This is a genomic window from Alistipes sp. cv1, assembly GCF_900240235.1.
Classification (GTDB): Bacteria; Bacteroidota; Bacteroidia; order Bacteroidales; family Rikenellaceae; genus Alistipes_A; species Alistipes_A hominis.
The window spans coordinates 555,365-580,689 of record NZ_OEPW01000001.1 but is presented as its reverse complement, the minus strand read 5'-3'; the positions used below and the strand labels follow the sequence as shown (position 1 = coordinate 580,689).

Below are 25,325 nucleotides of genomic sequence, written 5' to 3'. Positions count from 1 at the left end.
GAGTATGGAAGTTGTAAACAGCGTTGGACGTAGAAAAGCTGCTGTAGCTCGCGTTTACGTGAAACCCGGAAAAGGCAACATTACGATCAATTCGAAGCCGCTGGCTACCTATTTTCCGTTGGAAATTTTCCAGTATGTCGTAAAACAGCCGTTGCTGGTTACCGACAATACCGAAAATTTCGACATCACGATCAATCTGGATGGCGGCGGAATCAAGGGTCAGGCCGAAGCCGCCCGTCTCGGGATCGCCCGTGCACTCTGCGAAATCGATGCGGAGATGCGACCGATCCTCAAGAAGAACGGTTTCATGACGCGCGACCCGCGCGAGGTTGAACGTAAGAAACCCGGACAACCCGGAGCACGTCGCAAGTTCCAGTTCAGTAAACGTTAATCACTGCGTTCACCGGGCACAGAACGGGAACAAATACCGGAGACTGCGATTTTCGTACTACTCTGTTATTGCCCGTCTGCGGAAAACCGCGGGGATTGTCCAGGACACTACCGCCGCGGTTGATGTAAAGAGAATTTTAATCAGAGATTTATTAACGATCAGAAAACAATGTCAAGAACTGATTTTAATCAATTGTTGGAAGCCGGAGCTCACTTCGGTCACCTGAAAAGAAAATGGAATCCCAAAATGGCTCCTTATATTTTCATGGAAAAAAACGGGATTCACATCATCGACCTGCACAAAACGGTGGTAAAGGTCGATGAGGCTGCCGCAGCCCTGAAGCAGATCGTCAAAAGCGGTCGCCGCGTGCTTTTCGTCGCTACGAAAAAGCAGGCCAAGGAGGTTGTCGCAGAAAAAGTATCGACCGTCAACATGCCTTACGTCACCGAGCGTTGGCCGGGCGGTATGCTTACAAACTTCCCCACTATACGTAAAGCCGTCAAGAAGATGGCTACCATCGATAAATTCACTGCCGACGGAACCTACAACAACTTCTCCAAACGCGAAAAGTTGCAGATCAGCCGTCAGCGCGCCAAACTCGAAAAGAACCTCGGTTCGATCGCCGATCTGACCCGTCTTCCGGCGGCTATTTTCGTGGTCGACATCCAGAAGGAAGCCAATGCCGTGAAAGAGGCGAAACGTTTGAACATCCCCGTATTTGCAATGGTTGATACTTGTTGTGATCCGACAGATATCGATTATGTGATTCCCGCCAACGACGACGCGACCAAATCCATTGCCGTAGTGCTGGATGCCGTTGTCGGCGCCATTGCAGAGGGGCTGACCGAACGCAAGCTGGAAAAGGAAAAAGAGGCTGCCGAGGCTCCGAAAAAAGAGGAAAAAGAGGCTAAGCCGCGTATCCGGAAAGTAGCCAGAGCCGAAGCTGCGAAAGCGGAAGTCCCTGCCGAAGAAGCCGCTGCCGAAAGCGGAGCTGCGGAAGCTCCTGCCGAAGAGGCCGCCGCCGAGTAATGACATTTTAATAAAAACAGAAGATCATGGAAATAAAAGCTGCTGATGTCGCCAAACTTCGTAAAATGACCGGTGCAGGTATGATGGACTGCAAAAAGGCATTGATCGAAGCCGATGGCGATTACGACAAAGCGCAGGATATTATCCGCGAGCGTGGAAAGTTGGTTGCCGCCAAGCGCGCCGACCGTTCGGCTACCGAGGGGGTGGTCGTTTCCAAAATCGTGGGTCAGAAAGGGTATATGCTTTGCCTTGCCTGTGAGACCGACTTCGTGGCGAAGAACTCCGAGTTTTCGGCGACCGCCAATGAAATACTGGATATAGCCATTGCCGCCGATGCCGCCGATCTGGAGGCGCTGAACGCCGTGGCTGCCGACGGACGCACCGTTGCCGACAAAGTGACCGAGAAATCGGGCCAGACCGGCGAGAAGGTGGAACTGGTTTACTACGCGAAGATCGAAGCTCCGATGTGCGTAACCTACATTCATACGAACCACAAGCTGGGTACGTTGATCGGGTTCAACAAGGAGATCGGGATGGAAGTCGCCAAGGACGTTGCCATGCAGGCTGCGGCTATGGCTCCGATTTCGATCAGCCGGGAGGATTGCGATCCGGCGGTGATCGAGCACGAACGTTCGATCGGCCGCGAACAGGCCCGTCTGGACGGAAAGCCCGAGGCCATGTTAGATAAGATCGCCGAAGGAAAGGTGAATAAGTTCCTGACCGAAAATACGTTGTTGAGCCAGCCGCTGGTGAAGAACAACAAGTTGTCGGTGGGCGCCTATATCAAACAGGACGATCCGCAGGCTACGGTCGTCGCTTACAAACGTTTTTCGCTGAACGATTAATCGTTTCGGCGGGATTTCATGCACGGCCGGACACCGATCGGTGTCCGGCCGTATTTTTTTGATGACAAAAATGCATATTTTTGTTGTCCGTTTCGAATAATGAATTATTTTTGTCCGAAAGAAGACCCCGTATTTTGCGATCGGTTTCGTGAAAAAGGCGGTTTTATAGTCCGATTTTATCGGAAAGAATAGGGAATTTGGTTGAATGAATGAACCAGGGGAAAGTCTCGCTATTTTTATTTCGGCGGGTAAAATAATAATACAAGTTATTGCCGGATTAAAAAAAAAAGTTTAACTTTGGTTTTGATTTGAAGCCAAATTAATGCATTATACTAAATTAAAAACCTTGTTTTATGAAAAAGTGCCTACAACTTAGCGTTTTACCTCTTTTATTGTCGGCAGTGCTTTTTTGCTCGTGTAAGGACGACAATCCGGGGAATCCCAACCCGATCGTCGACGCTTCCGTGCAGGATGCAAAAGTGACAATCGATCAGGCAAACAAAAGGATTGATGTTCTGTTCTACGAATACAATCCGCTCTCGGCCGTCGAGATCACATTTAAGTTCGTCGATGGAGCTTATCTGTATACGCCTCTGATGAAGAATCCGGCTACGCTGGATCTGTCGAACACGAAGTACGGTTCGACGATCGTCGTACAGACTGGCGACGATCTGGTGTATTACGACGTATACGGCGCAGTCGATTACCCGATCATGGGGATGGTCGCTACCGCCGATGACGGAGCGATCGAAGGACGTGTCGTATTCGACCAGAATACGCGTGAAATCACGGTCGAATTCAACTATGTGATCGATCCGACGCAAGTCAATTGCGAGTTCACTCTGAGTCCGGAGGGCGGCAAGTTGATCGGCTTGACTAACCCGTGCGTTTTGGATATGTCGAAAGACCAGACGATCACTGCCGAATCGGATAAGAGCGGCGGCCCCGTTACTTATAAACTGAAAGCGGTGGAGAGTGCGGACGCTTCGATCGTTCCCGACGGTTGGGAAAAAGTGTCGGGCTATACCATGCCTTCGTATATGGCACTGTACAAAACCAATATGTTGTATGAAAACGAAGCTTATGTGCTTGTTGCGGATAAGCGGGCCAAATTCTCCGTGCTGAGTAACGGTTACAAATTCCTGACGACCCTTCCCGAATTTTACCAGCAGGATCCTACCGCGACGGTGATTATCAACGGCAGTGCGACCGACGATATGATCGTTGTCGACGGGCAGGTGATCAACCAGGGCCGGCAAACGACTACTGCGGGTTTCGGCGTAACCAAGGCGGGGACGATTCTGATCGGCGATAATTTTAAAGTCGAATGGGATAAGGTTAAACAGAACGATAGCACGGCACACTATGCGATGTATGCAGTTCAGTCGTTGATTGAGAAAGGTACCCTACAGGATGGACTGGATGCCGAAACCAAGGATGCGCGTGCCGCCATCGGGGTTACTTCCCGCGGATATTATGTATTCTTCGTTTGCCAGAAATACACTTCGCCCGGTATTACGGTGGAGCAGCAACGCGATATCATGGCCGACTGGGCATGTTATTACGCTGTCGGTCTGCAGGGCGGATCGGGTTCGTGTATGCTCGTCGGAGGGCAACGGACGATCTATTCGTCGAAGACAGATGCGTCTACCGGACTTACCGATAAGGATTACTACAAACCGGTCGGATGCGTAGGAGTCCTGAAATAATCGAGCTATAGAGATTCGTCGGAAAGAGGATGCAGTGTCTGAATTGCATCTTCTTTCTGTTTTGCACAACAATATCACAAAGAGAAGGAAAATAAGTTTAAAAAGTCCTTTTTTGTGTTTCTTTGTCGAATTAAAACGAAAATGGCTTGCAAAGTTGAAAAAATGATTTATTTTTGATTCTAAGCTACGACAAGGATTATACCTTGTGACATTAAAAAAACCTTATTGATAATTTGTCTATGAAAAAGTATTTACAACTCAGCGCCTTATGTTTGATTGTATTGGCGGCGGGCATTTTCAGTTCCTGCAAGGACGACGAGTCCGGCTCGTCGAGCCCGTTGCTCGGGATGTCCGTGCAACTGGCAGCGGCGGACAGTACCGTTTCGACACGGATCAATATCGATCATGCCAACCGCCTCGTGACCGTTTCGCTCAGCCAGGAAGCGCGCGATCTGAGTCATGTTCTCTGTACGTTCGACCTGGTCAACGGTGCGTCTCTTTATACGCCGAGCGTTACGAATCCTGTCGAGATGGATCTGAACGACGTGACCGGCGTAAATATCCTTACGGGCGGCAGTATCGTTTGCTATAAGATCGTAGCGGAGGTGGACAGCCCGATCAAGGACGTGAAGGCATCTTACGGGGGAGCGGAAGCGGTTACCAGTATTGATAAAAAGTCGCGTTTGATCAATGTTTATTTCGGCAGCGATCCCGTGGACTTCACGCAGGTTCAGGTGGAATTCGTGATTTCGGCGATCTCGTCGATGGTCGATCCTACGAGCACGAATCTAACGATGGATCTGTCGGCCGATACGACTTATGTGAAGGTTCAGAACGACCTGGTGGGTACGGCCACTTACAAGATGATCTGCTGGAACGATCCTTCGGACAGCTATCTGTCGGTTAAACGCGGGACGGATGTGGAAATTACCGACAACGGTGGCGGCAGCTATACGCTGAATACGACGGGTACGGCTCCGACCGTCTCTACGTCGATGTTCCCGGTATCGGCCGGTTCTGTGGTCTCGTTCTCGTATAAGGCAACCGAGGCGATCGGTCGCCCGAAGTTGAGTCTGGACGTGAATAACAAGAAATTGCAGATGCTCGGTTACGAGATGGATCAGGCTGACGATTGGAAAGATTATTCGGTGGATTTGTATAATGTTTATTTCGATATGGGAGCGAACATGGCACCCGGTTATCCGTTGACGCTTTCTCTGGGCAGTAAGTCGGGCGTGACGATCGAGATCAAGGATATCCAGGTACGCGAAAAGAACTACCAGGAACAGATGCTCACCGACAATGCTTATTACTTTAAGTTCAATAACGGATCGGGAAATAACCTGACGTGTTCGAACGAGACTACGGATGAGGCTTACCAGACTTACCGGTTCGTGGCTTCGTCAAGCTCTGACCCCTATTACGGCGCTTTGTCTCATAGTCAGACGCTGACCGCGGACGATAACCAGTTCTATTTCGAGTACAAGAGCGAAACGAATTTCAGTCAGGAACTTTTCTGGAAAGCGGCAGGTGGATACAGTTTGCAAATAGGTCAGGCTTTGGAAGCTTCCGATATCTGGGTTGCGGTACATGCCGATCTGACGGATAAGGTAGCTACGATATTTAAGAATCATCCGGATGCGGGCGATGCGGGTAGTTCCTTCCGTTGGGATCCTATCGACATCGGTACGCCGAACGGCCCGATGATTATCCGTAATCCTCGAATCGGTAAGAAGAGTTACGAATAGTCGGACCAAAGATCCAGTTAATAAATCAAACGAATCCCCGCAAGATCTTGCGGGGATTCGTTTGATTTATTTTGCAATATGGGATGGTGTGGAAACCAATGACGTGCCGGATGCTGCGGGAGCTTGTCGTATTGTCCGTTTCCGGAGAATCACGCTGCGTACCTCCTGTTAGGAGGTGTTCGAAGATTCGTAATCCATACCTGTTTTTTTGAAGATATGGATGGTTTTTTTAGGTTGAAAAATTGTGTTTTTTATTGTTTTTTTGCAACAATGCGCTAAATTTGTCGAGGATAATTTATGTAATTTGAAAAATTAATCCTAAATTTGATCGTGCTTTGAAATCGAAACAATGAATAATACTAAACTTAAAACCTTGTCTATGAAAAAGTATTTACAAATCAGCGCCTTATGTTTGGTCGTATTGGCGGCGGGCATTTTCAGTTCCTGCAAAGACGACGAGTCCGGCTCATCGAGCCCGCTGATCGGGATGTCCGTGCAACTGGCAGCGGCGGACAGTACCGTTTCGACACGGATCAATATCGATCATGCCAACCGCCTCGTGACCGTTTCGCTCAGCCAGGAAGCGCGCGATCTGAGTCATGTTCTCTGTACGTTCGACCTGGTCAACGGTGCGTCTCTTTATACGCCGAGCGTTACGAATCCTGTCGAGATGGATCTGAGCGACGTAACCGGCGTAAATATCCTTACGGGCGACAACATTGTTTGCTATAAGATCGTAGCGGAAGTGGACAGCCCGATCAAGGAGGTGAAGGCGTCTTACGGAGGAGTCGAAGCCGTAACGAGTCTCGACAAAAAGTCTCGTTTGATCAATGTTTATTTCGGCAGCGATCCCGTGGACTTCACGCAGGTTCAGGTGGAATTCGTGATTTCGGCGATCTCGTCGATGGTCGATCCTACGAGCACGAATCTAACGATGGATCTGTCGGCCGATACGACTTATGTGAAGGTTCAGAACGACCTGGTGGGTACGGCCACTTACAAGATGATCTGCTGGAACGATCCTTCGGATAATAATCTTGCGATTAAGCGGAGTGCGGACGTGGAAGTCACCGACAACGGCGGCGGCAGCTATACGCTGAATACGACGGGTACGGCTCCGACCGTCTCTACGTCGATGTTCCCGGTATCGGCCGGTTCTGTGGTTTCGTTCTCGTATAAGGCAACCAAAGCGATCGGTCGCCCGAGGTTGAGTCTGGACGTGAATAATAAGAAATTGCAGATGCTCGGTTACGAGATGAACCAGGCTGACGATTGGACGGAATATGCCGTAGATTTGGGCGGCGTTTACTTCGATATGGGATCGGAACTTGCACCGGGTTATCCGTTGACGCTCTCGTTGGGCAGCGAATCCGGCGTAACGATCGAGATCAAGGATATCCAGGTACGCGAAAAGAACTATGAAGAACAGATGTTCGCCGACAACGCTTATTACTTCAAGTTTGAAGACGGCAAGACCGGAAACAATTTGAAGGTGAACGATGTGACTACGGATGAACAATTCCTTACCTATAAGTTCACTCCGAGCGGCACTTCCGATCCGTATGTTTCTGCGAAGAGTCGTGAAAAAGCGGTAACGATCAATGACAATCAGATCTATTTCGAATACAAGAGCGAATCACCGTTCGAACTACAGTTGTTCTGGCAGGCAGTAGCCGATTCATGGAGCGGCCGCGCCGGGTATATGCTTCCCGTTTCGGATGTTTGGGTTGCCGTTCATATGGATTGGACGGATCAGGTGAAGAGCATCTTTACGACCAATCCGACGGCCGGAGATGCGGGAGCTCCGTTCCGCTTCGACTTGGAAGACCTGAAAGATCATAGCGGCGGAATGATTGCTAACGTACCTATTTACGTTCGTAACCTGAGAATAGGTCAAAAGAGTTACGAATAGTTCGGACCGGAGGTCCCGTTAATATTCAAAGAAAGCGCTGCGACAAATGCCGCAGCGCTTTCTTTTTAGTTCGCGAACGTTTGCAAGGAATCCTATCGGATATAAGCCGGCTTCGATCATCATGATTAAGACCTTCGAGAGCATAACGGTACCGTTTCGGGCGATTTCCGATTTGTAGGTGGGATCGGGAAGAGGTGGGCAAGGGGGAAGCCGTTTCCGTACCTTGTCGCTATTGGTTCTGCTGGGAGGAGTTGCCGGCGTAGGAGCGGTTGCTTTAGGCCCTTCTAACCTACCGCGTTTGCTGCGACCCGTTCGATCTCCTGGAGTTCGACATACCACAGGTATCCCGTTACGGAACGGTATCCCATATCCCGGAGCAGCCGCATGTAGGCTTCGATTTGCCGGGTGTGTGCCGTTCGTTTTTTGCGTCCGAATTTGTAGTCGATCACGACGGCTTCGGTTCCCCGGGTCAGTACCCGGTCGGGTCGCCGTACGGTCGGGGCGTTCGGGACGAGAATCGTATTTTCGTTCCGTACGGCGCTCCAACGGCTGTCGAACCACGACGCGATCAACGGATCGTCCAGCGCTTTGTCAAGCAGGGCCTGTACCTGCTGCGCTTCGTTGTCCGACAGAAGACCGTTTCGGCGCATCTGCTGCAGCCGGGGCATGATCTCCGTGCGGTCTGCGACCTGTTCGAACAGCCGGTGCATGAGGATGCCGTGGTCGCGCAGCGACGGGGCAGGAGGATCGTCCTGTTCGAAATAGCGTTGCGAACTCAGCCTGAATTTCAGTTTGCTGTGGTTTTTCTCTACCGGGTAGGAGGCCGAGTAACCGGTGGCGGCATGTTCTTCCGCGGGGGAGACGGCGGGAGTGCCGAAATCGTAGGTCAGTCCTTGTTCCGTTTCCGAAAAATGTCCCTGAAGCGTTCCGATCTTCGCATTGCCCTCGCCGTCGGTTTCGATGGAACCGAGAATCAACTGGTGAATGCGCGCCGTGTTCTCCTGCGCGCTCCGGGGGAACTGGATGTGCAGTTCCTCTTCGGCGCGGGTCGCCGCCACGTAGAACAGGTTGATGTTATCGATTTGGGCGAGAACCGTTTCGCGGAAATAGGCTTCCGAAAAGTAGGATTCGGCCAGCGCTTTGTTCCATTCGAGAGGAACGTGCTCCAGTGTGTCGAACGGAGCTTCGGGGCTTCGGGCCCACAGCAAACTACCCGTTTTGGGTTGCAGGCTCCAGTTACAGTAGGGAATACATACGGCTTTGTACTGCAGTCCTTTGGACTTGTGTATCGTGATGATATTGATGGCGTCTCGGTTGCGCGGCAGGTGGATCGATTGGGTGCGTCCCGATTCGTCCCACCATTGCAGGAAAAGCGGGATATCGGCGATCCTGGAAGTTCCGAATGCGTGGATCTGTTCTTCCAGCGCCTGTATGTAGGCGATCTCGTCTTTTTTCTCCGCGAGCCGGTAGAAAAGGACGATTTCGCTGAACGCTTCTTCGAGGGAAAGCAGCCGCAACCGGCCGATCCATGCGCTCTCGTCCGGCGTCGGCGGTTCGTCCAGGTTGCGCCCCAGGTAGCGGTTGTAGAAAGCTATGCGGATCCTGTCGTCCGGAGACGATGCGATTTGCAGTACGGCGATGATGAAGCCGACGGTGTCGGAGTTGCCTATTTGTAGGGCTTCCTGCGTAACGACGTCGTAACAGTACGGCGTGTCCGGGCGGGAGGCCTTGTAGTCGAGCAATTGCCTGGCTACGGCTACGCCCTGGGCGTTGGTGCGTACCAGTACGGCGATGTCGCCGGGCGCGTAACCGCGCCGTTGCAGTTCTTCGACCGTTTCGATGACCGGCGTTCGCGCCGTTTCTTCTTCCGGCGGATCGTATGCCGTGATCCGGACGTATCCGGCCTGCGGAGCGCGGTGCTGCTTTTGTTTTAGGTCGCTGTAAGCTTCCGCCAGCATGTCGGTCAGTTCGCGGCGCAGGGAGGCCGATATGGTTCCCTCCCCGGCGGACGCGTCGAGCAGCCGGTTCAGCGATTCGTTGGCCGACCGGACGCACCGTTCGATCAGGTTGTTGTTGAAGGCGACGATCGTTCCCGAACTGCGATAGTTCGTGTCCAGAGTCTGCTCGGCGATCTGCCCGAACGCTTCGCGGACTTTCCGTCCCAGAATCTGCCAGTCGCCGCCCCGCCACCGGTAGATCGACTGTTTGACGTCGCCTACCAGCAGGACGGGAAATTCGTCCTGCTGCGCCACGGCGTTTTCGAGTAGCGGGACGAAATTCTGCCACTGCTGCGACGAGGTGTCCTGGAATTCGTCGATCATGAAGTGCGAGAACGTATTGCCCGTTTTTTCGTAAATAAACGGCGTATCGTTGCCGGCGATCAGCTTGTTGATGATCGAGTTGGTTTCGGAGATCGGGATCAGGTGCTGTTCGGCGCAGACTTCCGCGATTTTTTCGTTCAGGTTGTTCAGCAGCGCGAAGCTGCGATAGTTGGTTTGCAGCAGCCGGGTCGTGTTCAGAAAACGGAAATTGCGGTCGAACGTTTCGCAAAGCCGCCCGAACAGTCCGCGCAGTTGCGGAACGAGGCTCAATATCTTCGCTCGGTGCGGCGATTTGGCGCTGACCCATTTGTCGTCCGAACCGAGGGCGTCCTGCACGCGTTTACCGTAAGGGACGATCTCCCCGTTGTTTATCCGCGTCAGGTAACCGGTGCAGCCTTGGCGGCCGTAGGCGAAATCTTCCGGACGCAATCCCGCGTCGGCGATCACCGCCAGCGCTTCGGAGGCGGTTCGCCGCATTTCGTCTTTGACGGCCCGGCTTCGGGCGATCGCCTCGCCTACGACGGCCGTCAGCTTTTCCGGCGTGACCGGTTCGCTTTGCAGTGTTTTGTACTGTTCCCTGAAAAGTTCCCTGCCTAAGGCGACGATTTCGCTGCGAACGTCCCATTTGCCGTTCCGGTCGATCTGCTCCTCGGCGAAACGGACGATCCATTTCCGCAGTTTGTCGTCCGTGGCGATCGCTTCGATCAGACGGTCGGCGGCCGTATCGAGCAGCGGATCGGTTTGCAGTTCGAGGTTGAAGTTGATGTCGATGCCCAGCTCTTTGATGAACGAACGGATGATGCGCTGGAAAAATTTATCGATCGTGACGATGGTGAAATGGCTGTAATCGTGCAGTATTCGGGTGCGCGCTTCCCGGGCCCGCCGACGGATCGTGTCGGGGGGCAGTTCCAGGTCGCGCACCAGTTCGGGCAGGTATCCGTCCGGCGCGCCGCAGGCCAGGCGGTTGATCTCGCTGATGATCCGTTGTTTCATCTCCTCGGTAGCCTTGTTGGTAAAGGTGACGGCGAGGATATGCCGGTAGCGTCCGGGATCGCGAATCACGTTGCGGATATAGGCGTAGGCCAACTGGTAGGTTTTACCGGAACCGGCCGAAGCTTTCAGGATTTTGACATTTCCCATGTAACAAAAAAACGCTTGTATGCGTTAAAGGTATAGAAAAGATTGATAATCTCGCATAAAATAGTATTTTTGTATCATAAAAACCGGATGCCATGAAAAAGTTTTTGGCGCTGGCCGTGCTGATGGGAATTGCAGTGTTGCCGGCTTTTGCACAACAGGAGATTAGAAGCGAGGGATCGCTGGATTTTTCGAAAGCGGATCTGAGCGGGAACCTGACCGTGAAGATGATTCGATCCGACACGGCGCGGATTGCGATCAAACTGCAGGATGCGGAGATCAATCGGTTGAATTGGGGCGTTAAGGACGGTCTGCTGACCGTTCGGCTGAAACCCGGGATGAACGGCAAGGGTAGCGCCGACGTGACGCTCTATTACGACAGCCTGTCGTCGGTGAAAGTTTCCGGAGCCAACGTATCGGTTGCGGGGGTATTGTCGGCCGTTATGCTGGACATAGACCTGTCGGCCGGAGCGACTTTCGGCGCCGAGCTTGCGACGAAAGACACTTATATGAAAGTAGCCGGCAATTCGGTCGCCAACGTGACCGGAACGACGAAATATTTTACGCTCGTGGCCGGGGCCAGGTCGAAGGTGGATTGCCGGGCGCTGACGGCCGAAGATGTGCGCGTCGAAGCCGGATCGGCTGCCGAAGTTTATGTGAACGTGACCGAACGTCTTCAGATGACTGCCGATACCGGGGCCGCGATTTTCTACAAGGGTTCTCCGGAGATCCTCCGGTCTTCGTCGAAAATGCTGGGAACGATCAACAATATCGGGCAATAAGGATATTTCCGGTTGCCGAATGGAATTTACGGTGCCGTCCGGTTTGCGGGCGGCATTTTTTAACAATACGATCCGATGCGGGGATTCATAACGGAAGTGGCCGATGCGCTGTACCGGCGCTACGGGGACGACATATCGTCCCTACGGTTGGTATTCCCGAACCGCCGGGCGCAACTTTTCTTTTGCGATGCGTTGAGTTCGTTGATTCACAGGCCGCTGTGGCAGCCCGCTTTCGTTAGCATCGGCGAACTGATGGAACGGTTGTCGGGCCTGCGCGGCAGCGACCGGGTCAAGCTGATTACCGAACTTTACAAGGTTTATTCCCGTGTTCACGACGAGAGTTTCGATACCTTCTATTTCTGGGGGGATATGCTGTTGGCCGATTTCGACCAGATCGACAAATACCTGATCGATGCGGATATGCTGTTCTCGAACATCGGCGATTTGAAAGCGCTCGAAGGCGATCATTCGTATCTGACGGACGATCAGATCCGGGTGATTCGGCAGTTTTGGCAAAGTTTCGGCTCCGGGAGTTCCTGTTCCGACGAACAACGGCACTTCCTGACGATCTGGGAGTCGCTGGCCGATATTTACCACCGGTTCCGCGAGTCGCTTTCGGCGCAGGGATTGGCCTATGAAGGCATGGTTTACCGGGCGGCTGCCGAGAGACTGCTCGACGACGAAGCGGTCGCCTTGCCCGGCGATGCGGACGGCCGTTATGTCGTGGTCGGATTCAATGCGCTGTCGGCCTGTGAGAAACGATTGTTCAACCGACTGAAAAAAAGCGGCCGCGCCGAGTTCTACTGGGACTACGATTCGTATTACGTCGATCATAAAGATTACGAGGCGGGGATGTTCCTGCGGGACAATATCCGAGATTATCCGCCGCCGCCGGAGGCGCGGATCGGGCACGACCATTTCGGAGCTCCCAAAGAAACGGTCGTCGTTCCCGCGCCTTCCGACGCTTTGCAGTGCAAGTACGTCCATACTTTTTTGCAGGAACTGATCGACCGCGGCGAAACGCCGGATAAGGAGACGGCCATCGTGCTGACCGACGAATCGCTGTTGCTGCCGGTGCTGTACGCCGTTCCCGGCGCGGTCGATCAGTTGAACATTACGATGGGGTATCCGCTGCGGCAGACGACGGCTTATTCGTTCGTCGAGCGTCTGATCGGGCTGCAGGGGCGCAAGCGGGTGCGGAGCGGAAATACCTGGTTTTATCACAACGACGCGCTCGGCCTGCTGGAGCATCCGTACATCCGGCAGAGCCAGCCCGAAATCGCTTCCGCGTTGGCGGACGGTATCCGGCGCAGCCGGTCGGTGTACGTCCGTTCCGGGCTTTTCGAGGTCGGGGGGACGATCGGACAGGTGTTCCGGACGACCGGTTCATGGCAGTCGCTGTCGGACTATATACGCGGCTGCCTGGCGCATGTCGTCGCGCAACCGGCCGGGGAGGGACAGGAGGATGCCGCGCAACGGCGCGAGTTTTTCACGGTGATCGACGAACACCTGGTGCGGATCGTCAATTCACTGGCCGATTCCGGGTTGGAAATTCCGATGCCCGTGTTCGCTTCGCTGCTGCGGCGGACGCTGCAAACGTTGCGCGTTCCGTACGAAGGCGAGCCGTTGGCAGGCGTCCAGATCATGGGAATCCTGGAGACCCGGAACCTCGATTTCAAAAACGTGCTGATTCTGTCGGTCAACGACGATACGTTTCCCGGCAACCGGGCCGTCTCGTCCTCCTTCATTCCTTACAACCTGCGCTACGCTTACGGCTTGCCGACGCCGCAGCACCACGAAGGGGTTTATGCCTACTATTTCTATCGGTTGATCCAGCGCGCCGAGCGGGTGCATCTGGTCTATTGTTCGCGCAGCGACGACAAACGCACCGGCGAGCCCAGCCGCTACATTTACCAGCTCGAATACGAGTCGCCTCACAAGCCCGTTTACCGTCCGATCCGGCTGGGGGTCAATCTTTCGGCCCGGCAGCCGCTTTCGGTCGATAAGACCGGGCGGGTGGCCGATGCGCTGCGCGCTTACTTGGACGGCGGACAGAAGCGTCTTTCGCCGACGTCGTTCTACCATTACGTCGAATGTCCGCTGAAATTCTATTTCCGCAGCGTCGCCGGATTGTCGCCGCAGCAGGAGATTGCCGAAGAGGTCGATTTGCCGATGTTCGGCACCATCCTACACCGGACGATGGAGCTGCTGTACGCGCCGTTGCTGGGCGATCCTGCCGCCGGGCCGAAGATCGGAGCCCTTGTCGGATCTGCGGCGGTGAAGGCCGCCGTCCAGCGGGCGATCAACGAAGAGTACCTGCGCGACGAAGGGGCGGGGGAAGAGGAGTACGGAGGGAACCTGATTCTGGTGCGGGATGTGGTCGCCAAGTACGTCAACAGTTGCATTCTGCCGTACGACGCTTCGCAGACCGGTTTCGTGATGCGGGGGCTGGAAGTGCCGGTAAGCTGTCCGTTCGGATTCGAGGAAGGGAACAGGGAGCATACGGTCGTTTTCGCAGGAAAGTCCGACCGGATCGACCTGCTCGCCGACGGCCTGCTGCGCGTGGTCGATTACAAAACGGGCAAACGGCATATCCGGTTCAAAGATCTCGAATCGCTGTTTTTCGGCGATATCCGCGAACGGAGCGCGGCCGTGTTGCAAACGCTGCTTTATTCGCTGATGCTGACCCGTTCGGAGAAGTGCGACGTGCAGCCGGCGCTTTACTATGTCAGAAATATGCAGGAGCCGGATTTTTCGCCGCTGCTGCTGGAGGGGAATACGCCGGTCGTCCGTTTTTCGGAGTACCGCGCGGAGTTCGAAGGTCTGCTTCGGCGCGTATTGATCGAACTGTTCGATCTCTCGAAGCCGTTCGTGCAGTGCAGTAGGCAGGAGACCTGCGCTTTCTGCGATTTCCGCGAAATCTGCCGGCGGTAACTCAGAAGTCGAGCCGGCGGATCACCCGCGCCGGGTTGCCGGCGACGACGACGTCGTCCGGAAACGATTTGGTGACGACGCTGCCCGCCCCGACGACCACCCGTTGTCCGAGAATTACTCCGGGACAGATAACCGCCCCGCCTCCGATCCAGCAGTCGTCCCCGATGGCGATCTCTTTGCACTGCTCGATTCCCTGCCGCCGCTCGCGGTAGTCCATCGGATGGGTGAACGTATAGATCTGTACGGCAGGGCCGATCAGCACGTGGTTTCCGATCCGGACGGGGGCTCCGTCCAGAATAACGCAGTCGAAATTGATGAAACCTTCCGAACCGATATAAAGGTTGTAGCCGTAATCGCAGTGGAACGGCGGCCGCACCAGGCAGTCGGCTGCGGCGTTGGGCATCAGTTCGGTCACGGCTTTCCGGTATCCTTCCGCATCGATCGACAGGGCGTTCAGCCTGCCGAGCCGTTCGGACGCCAGCCGCCGCTCTTCGGCCAACTGCCTGTCCATCGTTTCGAACGGTTCTCCGGCGAGCATTTTCTCTTTTTCCGTCATGCCGCTATTATTTTCCGGTGAATGTGAAATAGTAATTCATAAAGAAGTTCCACAGCGTGACGAGTCCGATGGCGATCAGTTTCGACAGGTAGAAATTCAGGCGCGCTTTGTCGTTCAGCAGGTAAATGATGATGTTGTTCAGGATCAGTCCGATGGCCGAAATGCCGACGAACTGGACGTACTGCTGCGCCACCTCCGGGTCATGGCTGCGGAATGTCCACCAGCGGTTCAACAGGTAATTGGTCGAGGCGGCGGCCATGAATCCCAGCGAGTTGGCGATGTATTTGTTCAGTTTCAGTTTTTCTTTGAACAGGAAAGTGATGCCGAAATCCACCACCACTCCGGTGCCGCCGACGACGCAGAATTTTATGAATTGCAGGAACATGTCGCTTATTTTTTCAGGTTTATTTTTACGGTTTTGCCGTTGAACCAGGTTGTTGCGGGCAGGTTGGCGATCGTGAATCCGACCTGGAACGTGCGAGGCGTCAGTGCCGGTACCACGAAGTCCGCGGTTCCTTGCAGTTCGCCGTGCGGGGGTAGCGTGCCGGTTATCGGCAACTTATATCGGTGGGTCGGTTCGCTGCGGTTACGCCATACGATGCTGACCGAAACCGAATCTCCGTCGATTCGGTATTCGTAGGGGTAAGGATTGTGCAGCGTCAGGCGCAAATGTAGCGTGTCTCCCGCCGCGACCTGTCCGGGAAGCGCGTCGTAGGCGACGTCGATCCTGCGGACGGGAGTGAAATGCTCCGTTTCGATGTATTCGAACCGCTTCCCGTTACTCAGTTTCAAGCGTCGTTTGCCGGGAACGCTGTCCCAAACCTGCAGGATCGCCGGTTTCCCGGCCATCCGGTCGTCATCGTCCTTCAGTTCGTACTGGCTGGTACGGTAGCGGATCGACGGTTGGGCGTATGCCGTTCGTCCGGTATAAAAACCGTATTTCGCGGCATCCGTATAACTGCCGTCGAAAATAACGGGCCGGCCGTCGGCCGCTGCTGCTATTTCGTTGTAGGAGGCACGGTTGTCGAATACTTCGAACTTCAGTCCCAGCGGATTGAATATCATTTCGATGCGCACCAGCGCGATCAGCGCGATCGTAATCCATCCGACGCGGACGATGTAGCGGCGCAGCCGTTCGCGCCCCTGCGTGAACAGGTACAGTACGGCGATCACGCCGAACGTAGCAGGGATTTCCCACTGCGGCTGTACGTATCCGCGTGTCGTGGAAGCGAGGAAAAACAGAATGAATCCGGCCGAAATACAATTCAGAGCTCTCAGTACCGGAGTGTGGCCTTTGGTTTTCCACCATCCTTTCAAAAATACGGGGAATAGGAACGGGTTGAAAATAGCGAACAGATTCAGCAGGTATTCCGTAACGAACGAGTATTCGAAATCGCGGGTGCGTCCGTCCAGGTGGTAACGGAACGAAATCCAGTCGTGCTGGTACTGCCACCACAGGTGCGGGGCGATCAGTGCGAGCGTCAGCAGGCAGGCTACGTAGAATTTCGGATTCTTCAGTAGCCGGAGGTTCGAAAGCACGATGAACAGCACGACCAGCGCTCCGTGGTATTTGCTGTAAGCCAGCGCCGCGATCATGATTCCCATCAGCAGGGCGCTCGACCAGCGGTCGTCCTCGGTAAACTTTTTATAGAACCATAGCAGCAGCGCGGTGAAAAGCATCAGCGGCCCGTCCGGAACGGCGATGAATCCGTACAGTTGCAGGATCGGCATGGCTGCGGCGATCAGTGCGAACAATCCTGCTTCGCGGCTGTCGGCCGAAGCCGGTCTGACGATTTTCCACAGGACGAACAGGTACAGCGGTTGCAGCAGCGTGAACAGGAAACGAACGCCCAGTTCCCCGCCCAGAAAACCGCCCAGTCTGACCAGCAGCGCGGTCATCGGCGGATGATCGAAATAGCCCCATGCCAAGGACTCCGAAAACATGTGATAGTAGGCCTCGTCGTTGGCCAGTTCGGTGCATCCGGCTTGGATCAGGTTGACGATCCACCATCCGCCGAGCAAAAGTCCCAGCAGCGTATCCGGGTTTTTGGGAACAGGTATGTTTTTTATGCTGTTGTGCATACGGAACCGTTTCGTTCGTCGTTCGTTACGGGCAATGTCCTGCCGCCGGCGAATTTTTCGCAAATGTAACAAAAAAACAGGAATTCGACGTCGGCGGAGAACCGGAGCCGGAGACAGGCGCCGGCGGTTATCCTTCGGCCAGCTCTTTCAGCAGCGCGATCTCCTGCGGCCAACGGGATTCGTCGGGCGTTTCGAGGATCAGCGGCATGTCGTCGAAACGCTTGTCGCGGGCGATGTAACGGAATACCGTCATGCCCAGCGTCCCTTCGCCGAGGCTCTGGTGCCGGTCTACGCGGCTTCCGAGCGGTTTCATCGCGTCGTTCAGGTGCATCCCCCGCAGGTAGCCGAATCCGACGACGCGCTCCAGTTCGTCGAACGTCCGGTCGCAGGCCGCCTCGCTGCCGAGGTCGTATCCGGCGGCGAAGGCGTGGCAGGTGTCGATGCAGACGCCCACCCGGCTTTTGTCTTCGACCCGTTCGATGATGGCGGCCAGATGTTCGAATGCGAAACCGACGTTGCTTCCCTGACCGGCCGTGTTTTCGATCACGGCCGTGACGCCCCGCGTCGCCGCGAGCGTCAGGTTGATCGATTCGGCGACCCGCCGGAGGCATTCTTCGATCGTGATTTGTCCCAGGTGGCTGCCCGGGTGGAAGTTCAGCCGGTCGAGGCCGAGCTGTTCGCACCGCCGCATTTCGTCGAGGAAGGCGGCGCGGGATTTGCGCAGCCCCTCTTCGTCCGGATGCCCCAGGTTGATCAGGTAGCTGTCGTGCGGGAGAATCTGTGCCGGTTGGTAATGATCCGTCCGGCAGTTCTCGCCGAACGCTTCGATCGATTTGGGACTGAGCGGCGCGGCCGTCCACTGGCGCTGGTTCTTGGTGAAAAGGGCGAAAGCGGTCGCCCCGATGGTATGCGCGTTCAGCGGGGCGTTTTCTACGCCCCCCGATGCGCTGACGTGTGCTCCGAAGTATTTCATGACAAACGTTTAATTAGTTCGTTGACGCTGCCGGCAATCCGGGTCGTGTTTTCGCCGTTTTTCACGTCGCCTGCCGTCGGGATTCCGCAGGCGGCGACGTCGCCGGGAGACCGGCGTCGAACAAAGCTACGACTTTTTTGCAGAAAAACCGATGAACGGCAAAACACTGGCCAAATATTGTTATCTTTGCCCAAATCCAATCCGGAAATTATGAAACGGCTGAATTTACTTCTGATACTTGCAGGATTCATAATGGTTTCGAACCAGGGTTTGGCGCAATTTTCCATTTCGAAAGTCCCCAGCGAAGCCGATACGCGGCTCAAAAAGGACTCCGTGAAACCCATCTCCGCCGTCAGTAACGAGTTTTTCAGCGAGGCCCGGTTCCGCGCTGAGAAAAGACGGTTGCGCAAGGAGCGCAATACGCTTACCTGCACGGTGGGACTGAACCTGAACCAGACTAAATTCGACAACTGGGCGCCGGGCGGCGTCAATACTTTTTCCGGGGTGGCCTCGTTGCTTTTTAATCATGTTTATCAGCGCGACCGGCTGCGCCTGGCGACCCAGTTGGATTCGAAATACGGGATGAACGTTATCTCGGGCAAAACCTTTAAAAATATCGACTATTTCATTCTCAACGTAAACAGCGCGTGGAACATATCGCGTTGCTGGGCCTATAGCGCCAGCGTCGACCTGCGCAGCCAGTGGACCAAAGGGTTCCGATCGGCGGACGATAAAACGATGGTCAGCAACATCATGTCGCCGGGTACGCTGGCGCTCGGCGTCGGTTTTACGTTCCGGGCGCTGAAAAAGGACAATACGGCGTGCAAAGTTCCGATCGTGATTACGGTCAACCCGTTGAGCGGTAGCATGACGTTCGTGCTGAGCGACACGCTGTCCAAACAGGGGGTTGCCGGAGTCGAGCCGGGCAAGCACCAGAAGAGCGCCCTGGGCTCGACGATGCGGATCGACCTGAACCAGCCGATCGCCAAAAGCAAGCTGAATTATATCACCTATTTTTACGTTTCCACCAACTACGAGAAAAATAATTACGTGGAGTGGCAGAACACGTTGAATATCAAAATTACCCAAATCATCAACGCGAGCGCGTTCTGTCGGATGATCTACAACGAAGTGCAACCGACTCCTCGCAATAAGCCGTTGCAATGGAACTATACGTTCGGGTTGGGTGTTGCGTATACGTTCAAGAACAAGTGATGACGGAACGGTTTCTGCATAGGTGGCACGATGCAAAAGAGATTTGAAGTATGTATAAAAACAGTAAATTCACCATTATTCTGCCGGCGGTCGTAGCCTGTTCGCTGGTGGCGGGGGTTCTTTTGGGCGGCCTGGTTTTTCGCACGAACCGTCCGGTCGTCCGGCGGCCCGCCCTGACGGCTCCGGGCAGCGACAAGATCAATCGGCTGCTGTCGCTGATCGGGACGCAGTACGTGGACTCGGTTTCGATCGATTCGCTGACCGAACGGGTCATTCCGCTGATCCTCGATGAGCTGGATCCCCATTCCACGTACCTGTCGGCTCAAGATCTGTCGCGGGCGAAGGAGAGCATCGAAGGGGAATTCGACGGGATCGGGGTCGTTTTCAATATGGCGACCGATACGGTGATCGTGCTGAACGTGGTCAACTCGGGGCCGAGCGCTAAGGCCGGAATACAGGCCGGGGACCGCATCGTGACGGTGAACGATACCGTGGTGGCCGGCATTAAGATGCCGCAGGACAGCGTCGTGAAACGGTTGCGCGGGCCGCGCGGCAGCCAGGTGACGCTCGGTATCCAGCGGGCGGGCGTAAAGGATCTGGTTCCGTTCGTCGTGACCCGCGACGCCATTCCTATCAAAAGCATCGTCGCCGCCTACATGATCCGTCCCGAAACGGGGTATATCAAGTTCGAGCAGTTCTCGATGAATGCTCATAAAGAACTGGCCGAAGCGATCGCTCGGTTGAAGGAGCAGGGTATGAAAAAACTGATCCTCGACGTGCGCGGCAATCCGGGGGGATTGCTCGACCAGGCGATTCTGATATCGCGGGAGTTTCTTCCGAAAGGCAAAATGATCGTTTATACGCAGGATCGTGACGGGAACCGGGAGATCGAATACAGCGAAGGGAACGGCAAGTTTATGGACGAGGAACTGGTCGTTCTGATCGACGAGAACAGCGCTTCGGCGAGCGAGATTCTGGCCGGCGCGCTCCAGGATAACGACCGGGGAACGATCATCGGTCGCAGATCGTTCGGTAAGGGGCTGGTGCAGAATCAGATTCCGTTTCCGGACGGTTCGGCGGTACGGCTTACCGTCGCCCGTTACTATACGCCGACCGGACGCTCGATCCAGAAACCGTACAGCAACGGACGCGAAGATTACTACAACGAATTGTTGTCGCGTTACCAGCACGACGAAATGTTTTCGGCCGACAGCATCCATTTTGCCGACAGCCTGAAATATACGACCGAGTCGGGACGCGTGGTGTATGGCGGAGGCGGGATCATGCCGGATATTTTCGTTCCGGTCGATACGACGGATATGACGCCCTATTTCCGCGAGGTCGCCGGGCGCAGCATCTTGTACAAGTTTACGCTGGAATTTTCCGACCGTTACCGCGGGCAGTTGAACAAGATCCGTTCGCTGGAAGAACTCGACCGGTTTTTCGACCGGCAGCCGAATCTGTTGAACGAGTTCGTAAGTTACGCGGCAAAAGCGGGCGTGGCGCCAAAGCCCGCCGAGATCGAGCGTTCGAAAGCGATCCTGCTGGCGCAGCTCAAGGCTTACATCGGCCGGAATACGGAGTTGGAGGACAATGCGTTCTATCACGAAATCCAGGGAATCGACAACGTGATTGCCCGGTCGATCGAAGTGCTCGATTCCGCCGGGCACGCCGGATCGTGACCGATTGCGCATCTATAAAACGAACGGGCTACCGCTGCGGTAGCCCGTTCGTTTTATAGATCCGTTCCGTTTTCTATTTCAGGAGCGGGTCGATCTCGGCGCATAGGTTTCTGAATATCCCGTCGATATCTCCGGTGCCGTTAACGGCGCGGTATTTCCCCTGTTTTTTATAGTGTTCGGCTACGATGGCCGTTTGAGCTTTGTAAACGTCGATCCGGTTCCGGATGACCGATTCGCAGCGATCGTCGGCCCGGCCGCTGTCCTTGCTGCGGAGCAGGATCCGTTTGATCAGTTCTTCGTCGGGAACTTCCAGCGACAGCATCAGGTTGATCGGCGCGCCGTGCATTTCCATGATTTTGTCGAACGCTTCGGCTTGCGGCGTGGTTCTCGGGAATCCGTCGAAAACGTTTCCCTTGCAGTCTTTGTGCTTGCAGACATACTCGGTTATGATGTCGATAACCAATTCGTCCGGAGCCAGATGCCCCTTGTCGATGTAACTTTTCATACTTCGGCCCAGCGGCGATTCCTGCCGGATCTCTTCCCGGATGACTTCTCCGGTTGAGATGTGGTGAAAACCGTATTTTTCGATCAGTTTGGCTGCCTGCGTTCCCTTTCCGGCCCCCGGCGGGCCGAACAATACAATGTTCAACATCGTGTTAAAATTTAATGATTCACTCTTTTAAACGTTAACAAAAGTAGTGTATTTTTTTGCCGGAACAAAAGATAAAGTACCTTTGTGTTTACTAAAACGCAATAAAAATGGATGATACGAAGCGAACGGAGATCGCCGAACTGGGCGAATTCGGCCTGATCGACCGGGTCTGCGCCCCTTTCGAGCCGCAGCAGAAAACCACGGTAAAGGGATGCGGAGACGACGCTGCCGTACTCGATGCGGGAGATCGTTACGGATTGGTTTCGACCGACCTGATGTTGGAAGGTGTACATTTCGACCTGACCTATTTCCCGTTGCAGCATCTGGGGTATAAAGCGGTCGTGGTGGCCGTGTCGGATATTCTGGCGATGAACGGGACGCCGCGGCAAGTACTGGTATCGCTCGGGATATCGTCGCGTTTCTCGGTCGAGATGATCGACCGGTTCTACGAAGGGGTGCGGGCCGCCTGTTCCGATTACAAGACCGACCTGGTCGGAGGAGATACGTCGGCCTCGGTTAACGGCCTTACGATCAGCGTGACCGCGACCGGCGACGTGGACAAGGACAAGATCGCGTACCGTAGCGGAGCCGGAGCGAACGACCTGATCTGCCTGACGGGCGACTTGGGAGCCGCGTATATGGGGCTTCATCTGCTGGAACGCGAGAAACGGGCCTGCGACGGGCATCCGAATCCGGAGCCGAAATTCGAAGGGTACGAATATATCCTGCGCAGGCAGTTGAAACCCGATGCGCGGGTGGATGTCGTCGAAAAACTCGCTCAAAGCGGAATCGTGCCTACGTCGATGATCGATATTTCGGACGGGCTGTCGTCCGAACTGCTGCACCTGTGCAAAGCGTCGGACAAGGGAGCGCGGATCTACCTGAACCGGCTGCCGATCGCCAAGCAGACCTATGCGATGGCGGACGAACTGCACAGCGATCCGGTGGTTGCCGCGCTGAACGGCGGCGACGATTACGAGTTATTATTTACCGTGCCGCTTGCCCGGCGGCAGGAAGTCTTCGCGCTCGGGGTGGACGTGATCGGTCATATGACCGAAGCGGGAACCGGAGCCGCATTGGTCACACCTGACGGGCAGGAAATCGCGTTGCAGGCGCAGGGCTGGAAATAGCGGGGTACTCCGGGTCATTGCGCCTGCGGTACGACCGGCGTTGCCGCCGCGACGCTGTCCGCCGGGGGTTCGACCGGTTTGATCAGTCCCCGTTTGACCATCATCGGCGTAATGTCCGGGTCCTTGCCGCGGAAATTGCGGTAGAGTTCGGCTCCGTCCTGCGTGCCGCCGCGTTCGAGAATGTTTTTCCGGAAAGAGAGGGCGGTCGCTTTATCGAAAATGTCTCCGCTTTCGACGAATGCTTCGAAGGCGTCCCGGTCGAGTACTTCGGCCCACAAATAACCGTAATATCCCGCCGCGTAGCCGCTGTTGAAAATATGGTTGAAATAGGGGTAGCGGTAACGCGGCTCGATCTGTCCGATCAGTCCGCGCTTGTCGTTCAGCGCCTCTTTTTCAAAAGCTTCCGGATCGAACGGTTTGTAGTCTTCGATCGTATGGATGTCTATGTCGGACAGCGCCGCGGCTACCAGTTCCGTGGTGGCGAATCCCTGGTTGAACTGCCTGCTTTTGCGGATTTTCCGGATCAGGCTTTCGGGCATCGGCTCCCCGGACACGAGGTGCTTGGCGTAGAGCCGCAACATTTCGGGTTCGGTCGCCCAGTTTTCCATGATCTGCGAGGGCAGTTCCACGAAGTCGCGCTCTACCCGGTTCAGTCCGGCGTAGCGTACCTGCGAAAATAGTTTGTGCAAGGCGTGTCCGAACTCGTGAAACAGCGTTTCGGTTTCGTCGAGCGTCAGTTGGGCCGGATCGCTTCCGTTCGGACGGGTGAAGTTGCAGACGATCGTGACGATCGGGGCGATGCGCTTGCCGTCCGTACCGTAGGATGCTTCGCGAAACGTGCCGCACCAGGCGCCTCCCCGCTTGCCGTCGCGCGGATAGAGGTCGAAATAGAGGACTCCCAGATGGGTATTGTCTTTGTCGAGCACTTCGTAGGCGGAACACTCCTTGTTATATACCGGAACCGAAACCGGGCGGAAGGTCAGCCCCCACAGCCGGTTGCTAAGCTGAAAAACGCCCGATCGGACATTGTCCAGCGAGAAGTAGAGGTTGAGCGACGTCTGGTCGAGGTTATATTGCGATTTGCGGACTTTTTCGGCATAATACCGCCAGTCCCATGCGGCGAACGCGCTGTCCTGCGTCTCCTTCGCCTTGATCGCGCGCAGGGTCTCCAACTCCCGTTTCGCCGTATCGAGGGCGGGTTTCCAGAGTTTGTCGAGCAGGTCGTACACCCGTTCGGGAGTTTTCGCCATCCGGTCGTCCAGCACGAAGGCGGCGTAGGAAGGGTAGTCCATCAGGCGGGCTTTCTCGGTGCGGAGCCGGATGATGTCGTTGACGATCTGCCGGTTGTCGAACTGGTTGCCGTTGTTGCCGCGCTTTACGTAGCCGGTGTACAGCTTTTCGCGCAGTCCCCGGTTTTCGGCATAGGTCAGGAACGGGATCATGCTGGGCGGACTGAGCGTGAAAACCCATTTGTCGGTCATTCCCATCTCTTTGGCCTTGTCCGCCGCCGCGTCGGTGACGGTCTGGGGAACCCCGCTGATGTCTTTCGACCTTTCGACGACGAGGGTAAAGTCCCGCGTCTCGGCCAGCAGGTTGTTGCCGAATCGGACGCTCAGCAACGACAGTTCCCGGTTGATGTCGCGCAACCGCTCCTTCTGCCGCGCGTTGAGTTGTGCTCCGGCTCTTACGAACTGTTTATAGGTTTGTTCGGTCAGGCGTATCTGTTCGGCCGACAGCGCCATTCCCCCGATCTGTTCGTGCACGGCGCTGATTTTTTCGAATAACCGATCGTTCAGGTAAATATCGTCGTAATGGGCCGATACGGCCGGCGCGATCGCGAGGTCGGCCGCCTGCAGTTCGTCGTTGCTGTCGGCCGCTTTGACCTGCGCGAACGCGGCATATGCCTTTTTCAGCAGTTCGCCGCTACGGTCGAGCGCGGCGATCACGTTTTCGAAACTCGGCGCATCCGGGTTGGCGACGATCGAATCGATTTCGGCGGCGTGGTCGGCGATACCCTTCTCGATAGCGGGCTTATAGTGCCCGTTTTTGATTTTGTCGAACGGAGGAACTCCGAACGGCGTATCCCATACGGTGAAAAACGGATTGGCGTCGGCTTGTTTCTTTTCACAGCCCGAGCCGGCTGACAGAACGGCGGTCATGAATGCGGCAATTAAAAAAAATCTCATGGATCTTCGGATGACGTTGTTTGTTCCTCGGTTGTTTCGTA

Annotated in this window: 18 protein-coding genes; 11 read left to right on the top strand and 7 right to left on the bottom strand. The window is 55.1% G+C overall.

Annotated elements, in window-relative coordinates:
• Positions 1-4: 4 nt before the first annotated feature.
• From rpsI to C1A08_RS02375, 6 genes are all read left to right on the top strand, one after another.
• Positions 5-391, top strand: a complete 387-nt coding sequence (rpsI, locus tag C1A08_RS02400) for a 30S ribosomal protein S9 (RefSeq protein WP_055203430.1) — start codon at positions 5-7, stop codon at positions 389-391.
• A gap of 168 nt (positions 392-559) precedes the next feature.
• Positions 560-1,420: a 30S ribosomal protein S2 gene (gene rpsB / locus C1A08_RS02395; RefSeq protein WP_101571138.1), complete on the top strand. Its 861-nt coding sequence runs from the start codon at positions 560-562 to the stop codon at positions 1,418-1,420.
• A 26-nt stretch (positions 1,421-1,446) separates the two neighbouring features.
• Positions 1,447-2,265 (top strand): translation elongation factor Ts, encoded by an 819-nt coding sequence (gene tsf, locus C1A08_RS02390; RefSeq protein ID WP_101571136.1) that lies wholly within the window; start codon positions 1,447-1,449, stop codon positions 2,263-2,265.
• 353 nt (positions 2,266-2,618) lie between these two features.
• A complete protein-coding gene (locus tag C1A08_RS02385; protein WP_101571135.1) occupies positions 2,619-3,974 on the top strand; it encodes a phosphodiester glycosidase family protein in 1,356 nt (451 codons plus the stop codon).
• 239 nt (positions 3,975-4,213) lie between these two features.
• Positions 4,214-5,722 (top strand): hypothetical protein, encoded by a 1,509-nt coding sequence (locus C1A08_RS02380; RefSeq protein ID WP_145996498.1) that lies wholly within the window; start codon positions 4,214-4,216, stop codon positions 5,720-5,722.
• A gap of 379 nt (positions 5,723-6,101) precedes the next feature.
• Positions 6,102-7,634 (top strand): hypothetical protein, encoded by a 1,533-nt coding sequence (locus C1A08_RS02375; RefSeq protein ID WP_101571131.1) that lies wholly within the window; start codon positions 6,102-6,104, stop codon positions 7,632-7,634.
• A gap of 284 nt (positions 7,635-7,918) precedes the next feature.
• Here the strand turns inward: C1A08_RS02375 and C1A08_RS02370 are convergent, their stop codons facing one another.
• Positions 7,919-11,095, bottom strand: a complete 3,177-nt coding sequence (locus C1A08_RS02370) for a UvrD-helicase domain-containing protein (protein ID WP_101571130.1) — start codon at positions 11,093-11,095, stop codon at positions 7,919-7,921.
• Between the two features lie 92 nt (positions 11,096-11,187).
• Here C1A08_RS02370 and C1A08_RS02365 point away from each other — a divergent pair, with 92 nt between their 5' ends.
• Positions 11,188-11,874 carry a GIN domain-containing protein gene (locus tag C1A08_RS02365; protein WP_101571128.1) on the top strand — a complete coding sequence of 229 codons (687 nt, stop codon included), beginning with the start codon at positions 11,188-11,190 and terminating at the stop codon, positions 11,872-11,874.
• Between the two features lie 75 nt (positions 11,875-11,949).
• A complete protein-coding gene (locus C1A08_RS02360) occupies positions 11,950-14,808 on the top strand; it encodes a PD-(D/E)XK nuclease family protein (protein WP_101571126.1) in 2,859 nt (952 codons plus the stop codon).
• 1 nt (position 14,809) lies between these two features.
• Here the strand turns inward: C1A08_RS02360 and C1A08_RS02355 are convergent, their stop codons facing one another.
• From C1A08_RS02355 to nfo, 4 genes are all read right to left on the bottom strand, one after another.
• Entirely contained in the window at positions 14,810-15,364 is a 555-nt protein-coding gene (locus C1A08_RS02355; protein ID WP_101571124.1) for a sugar O-acetyltransferase, read from the bottom strand.
• 7 nt (positions 15,365-15,371) lie between these two features.
• A complete protein-coding gene (locus tag C1A08_RS02350) occupies positions 15,372-15,749 on the bottom strand; it encodes a GtrA family protein (protein ID WP_055205433.1) in 378 nt (125 codons plus the stop codon).
• Between the two features lie 5 nt (positions 15,750-15,754).
• Entirely contained in the window at positions 15,755-17,446 is a 1,692-nt protein-coding gene (locus C1A08_RS02345) for an ArnT family glycosyltransferase (protein ID WP_101571122.1), read from the bottom strand.
• A 127-nt stretch (positions 17,447-17,573) separates the two neighbouring features.
• Complete coding sequence (nfo, locus tag C1A08_RS02340; protein WP_101571119.1) at positions 17,574-18,419, bottom strand: deoxyribonuclease IV; 846 nt, start codon at positions 18,417-18,419, stop codon at positions 17,574-17,576.
• 210 nt (positions 18,420-18,629) lie between these two features.
• On the opposite strand from nfo, the gene C1A08_RS02335 reads away from it, so the two are divergent.
• Both C1A08_RS02335 and C1A08_RS02330 read left to right on the top strand, forming a co-directional pair.
• Positions 18,630-19,634, top strand: coding sequence for a DUF3078 domain-containing protein (locus tag C1A08_RS02335; protein ID WP_172970751.1), 1,005 nt, complete (start codon positions 18,630-18,632; stop codon positions 19,632-19,634).
• A 50-nt stretch (positions 19,635-19,684) separates the two neighbouring features.
• The gene (locus tag C1A08_RS02330; protein WP_055205438.1) at positions 19,685-21,316 is read left to right on the top strand and encodes a S41 family peptidase; all 1,632 of its coding nucleotides are present in this window, start codon (positions 19,685-19,687) and stop codon (positions 21,314-21,316) included.
• A gap of 73 nt (positions 21,317-21,389) precedes the next feature.
• Here C1A08_RS02330 and C1A08_RS02325 read toward each other — a convergent pair whose 3' ends face one another.
• Entirely contained in the window at positions 21,390-21,968 is a 579-nt protein-coding gene (locus tag C1A08_RS02325) for an adenylate kinase (RefSeq protein ID WP_101571116.1), read from the bottom strand.
• 107 nt (positions 21,969-22,075) lie between these two features.
• Between C1A08_RS02325 and thiL the strand changes: the two genes are divergently transcribed.
• Entirely contained in the window at positions 22,076-23,098 is a 1,023-nt protein-coding gene (gene thiL / locus C1A08_RS02320; RefSeq protein WP_055205440.1) for a thiamine-phosphate kinase, read from the top strand.
• Between the two features lie 14 nt (positions 23,099-23,112).
• On the opposite strand, the gene C1A08_RS02315 is transcribed toward thiL, so the two are convergent.
• A complete protein-coding gene (locus C1A08_RS02315) occupies positions 23,113-25,284 on the bottom strand; it encodes a M3 family metallopeptidase (protein WP_101571114.1) in 2,172 nt (723 codons plus the stop codon).
• Positions 25,285-25,325 lie beyond the last annotated feature (41 nt).

What these genes read in the sequence shown, in the direction of transcription:
- C1A08_RS02360 (WP_101571126.1), top strand. Translation starts at nt 11,950, where the DNA reads ATGCGGGGATTCATAACGGAAGTGGCCGATGCGCTGTACCGGCGCTAC.
- thiL (WP_055205440.1), top strand. Translation starts at nt 22,076, where the DNA reads ATGGATGATACGAAGCGAACGGAGATCGCCGAACTGGGCGAATTCGGC.
- C1A08_RS02325 (WP_101571116.1), bottom strand. Translation starts at nt 21,968, where the DNA reads ATGTTGAACATTGTATTGTTCGGCCCGCCGGGGGCCGGAAAGGGAACG.
- C1A08_RS02350 (WP_055205433.1), bottom strand. Translation starts at nt 15,749, where the DNA reads ATGTTCCTGCAATTCATAAAATTCTGCGTCGTCGGCGGCACCGGAGTG.
- C1A08_RS02380 (WP_145996498.1), top strand. Translation starts at nt 4,214, where the DNA reads ATGAAAAAGTATTTACAACTCAGCGCCTTATGTTTGATTGTATTGGCG.
- nfo (WP_101571119.1), bottom strand. Translation starts at nt 18,419, where the DNA reads ATGAAATACTTCGGAGCACACGTCAGCGCATCGGGGGGCGTAGAAAAC.
- C1A08_RS02330 (WP_055205438.1), top strand. Translation starts at nt 19,685, where the DNA reads ATGTATAAAAACAGTAAATTCACCATTATTCTGCCGGCGGTCGTAGCC.
- C1A08_RS02370 (WP_101571130.1), bottom strand. Translation starts at nt 11,095, where the DNA reads ATGGGAAATGTCAAAATCCTGAAAGCTTCGGCCGGTTCCGGTAAAACC.
- C1A08_RS02315 (WP_101571114.1), bottom strand. Translation starts at nt 25,284, where the DNA reads ATGAGATTTTTTTTAATTGCCGCATTCATGACCGCCGTTCTGTCAGCC.
- C1A08_RS02345 (WP_101571122.1), bottom strand. Translation starts at nt 17,446, where the DNA reads ATGCACAACAGCATAAAAAACATACCTGTTCCCAAAAACCCGGATACG.
- C1A08_RS02335 (WP_172970751.1), top strand. Translation starts at nt 18,630, where the DNA reads ATGAAACGGCTGAATTTACTTCTGATACTTGCAGGATTCATAATGGTT.
- rpsI (WP_055203430.1), top strand. Translation starts at nt 5, where the DNA reads ATGGAAGTTGTAAACAGCGTTGGACGTAGAAAAGCTGCTGTAGCTCGC.
- C1A08_RS02385 (WP_101571135.1), top strand. Translation starts at nt 2,619, where the DNA reads ATGAAAAAGTGCCTACAACTTAGCGTTTTACCTCTTTTATTGTCGGCA.
- rpsB (WP_101571138.1), top strand. Translation starts at nt 560, where the DNA reads ATGTCAAGAACTGATTTTAATCAATTGTTGGAAGCCGGAGCTCACTTC.
- tsf (WP_101571136.1), top strand. Translation starts at nt 1,447, where the DNA reads ATGGAAATAAAAGCTGCTGATGTCGCCAAACTTCGTAAAATGACCGGT.
- C1A08_RS02375 (WP_101571131.1), top strand. Translation starts at nt 6,102, where the DNA reads ATGAAAAAGTATTTACAAATCAGCGCCTTATGTTTGGTCGTATTGGCG.
- C1A08_RS02355 (WP_101571124.1), bottom strand. Translation starts at nt 15,364, where the DNA reads ATGACGGAAAAAGAGAAAATGCTCGCCGGAGAACCGTTCGAAACGATG.
- C1A08_RS02365 (WP_101571128.1), top strand. Translation starts at nt 11,188, where the DNA reads ATGAAAAAGTTTTTGGCGCTGGCCGTGCTGATGGGAATTGCAGTGTTG.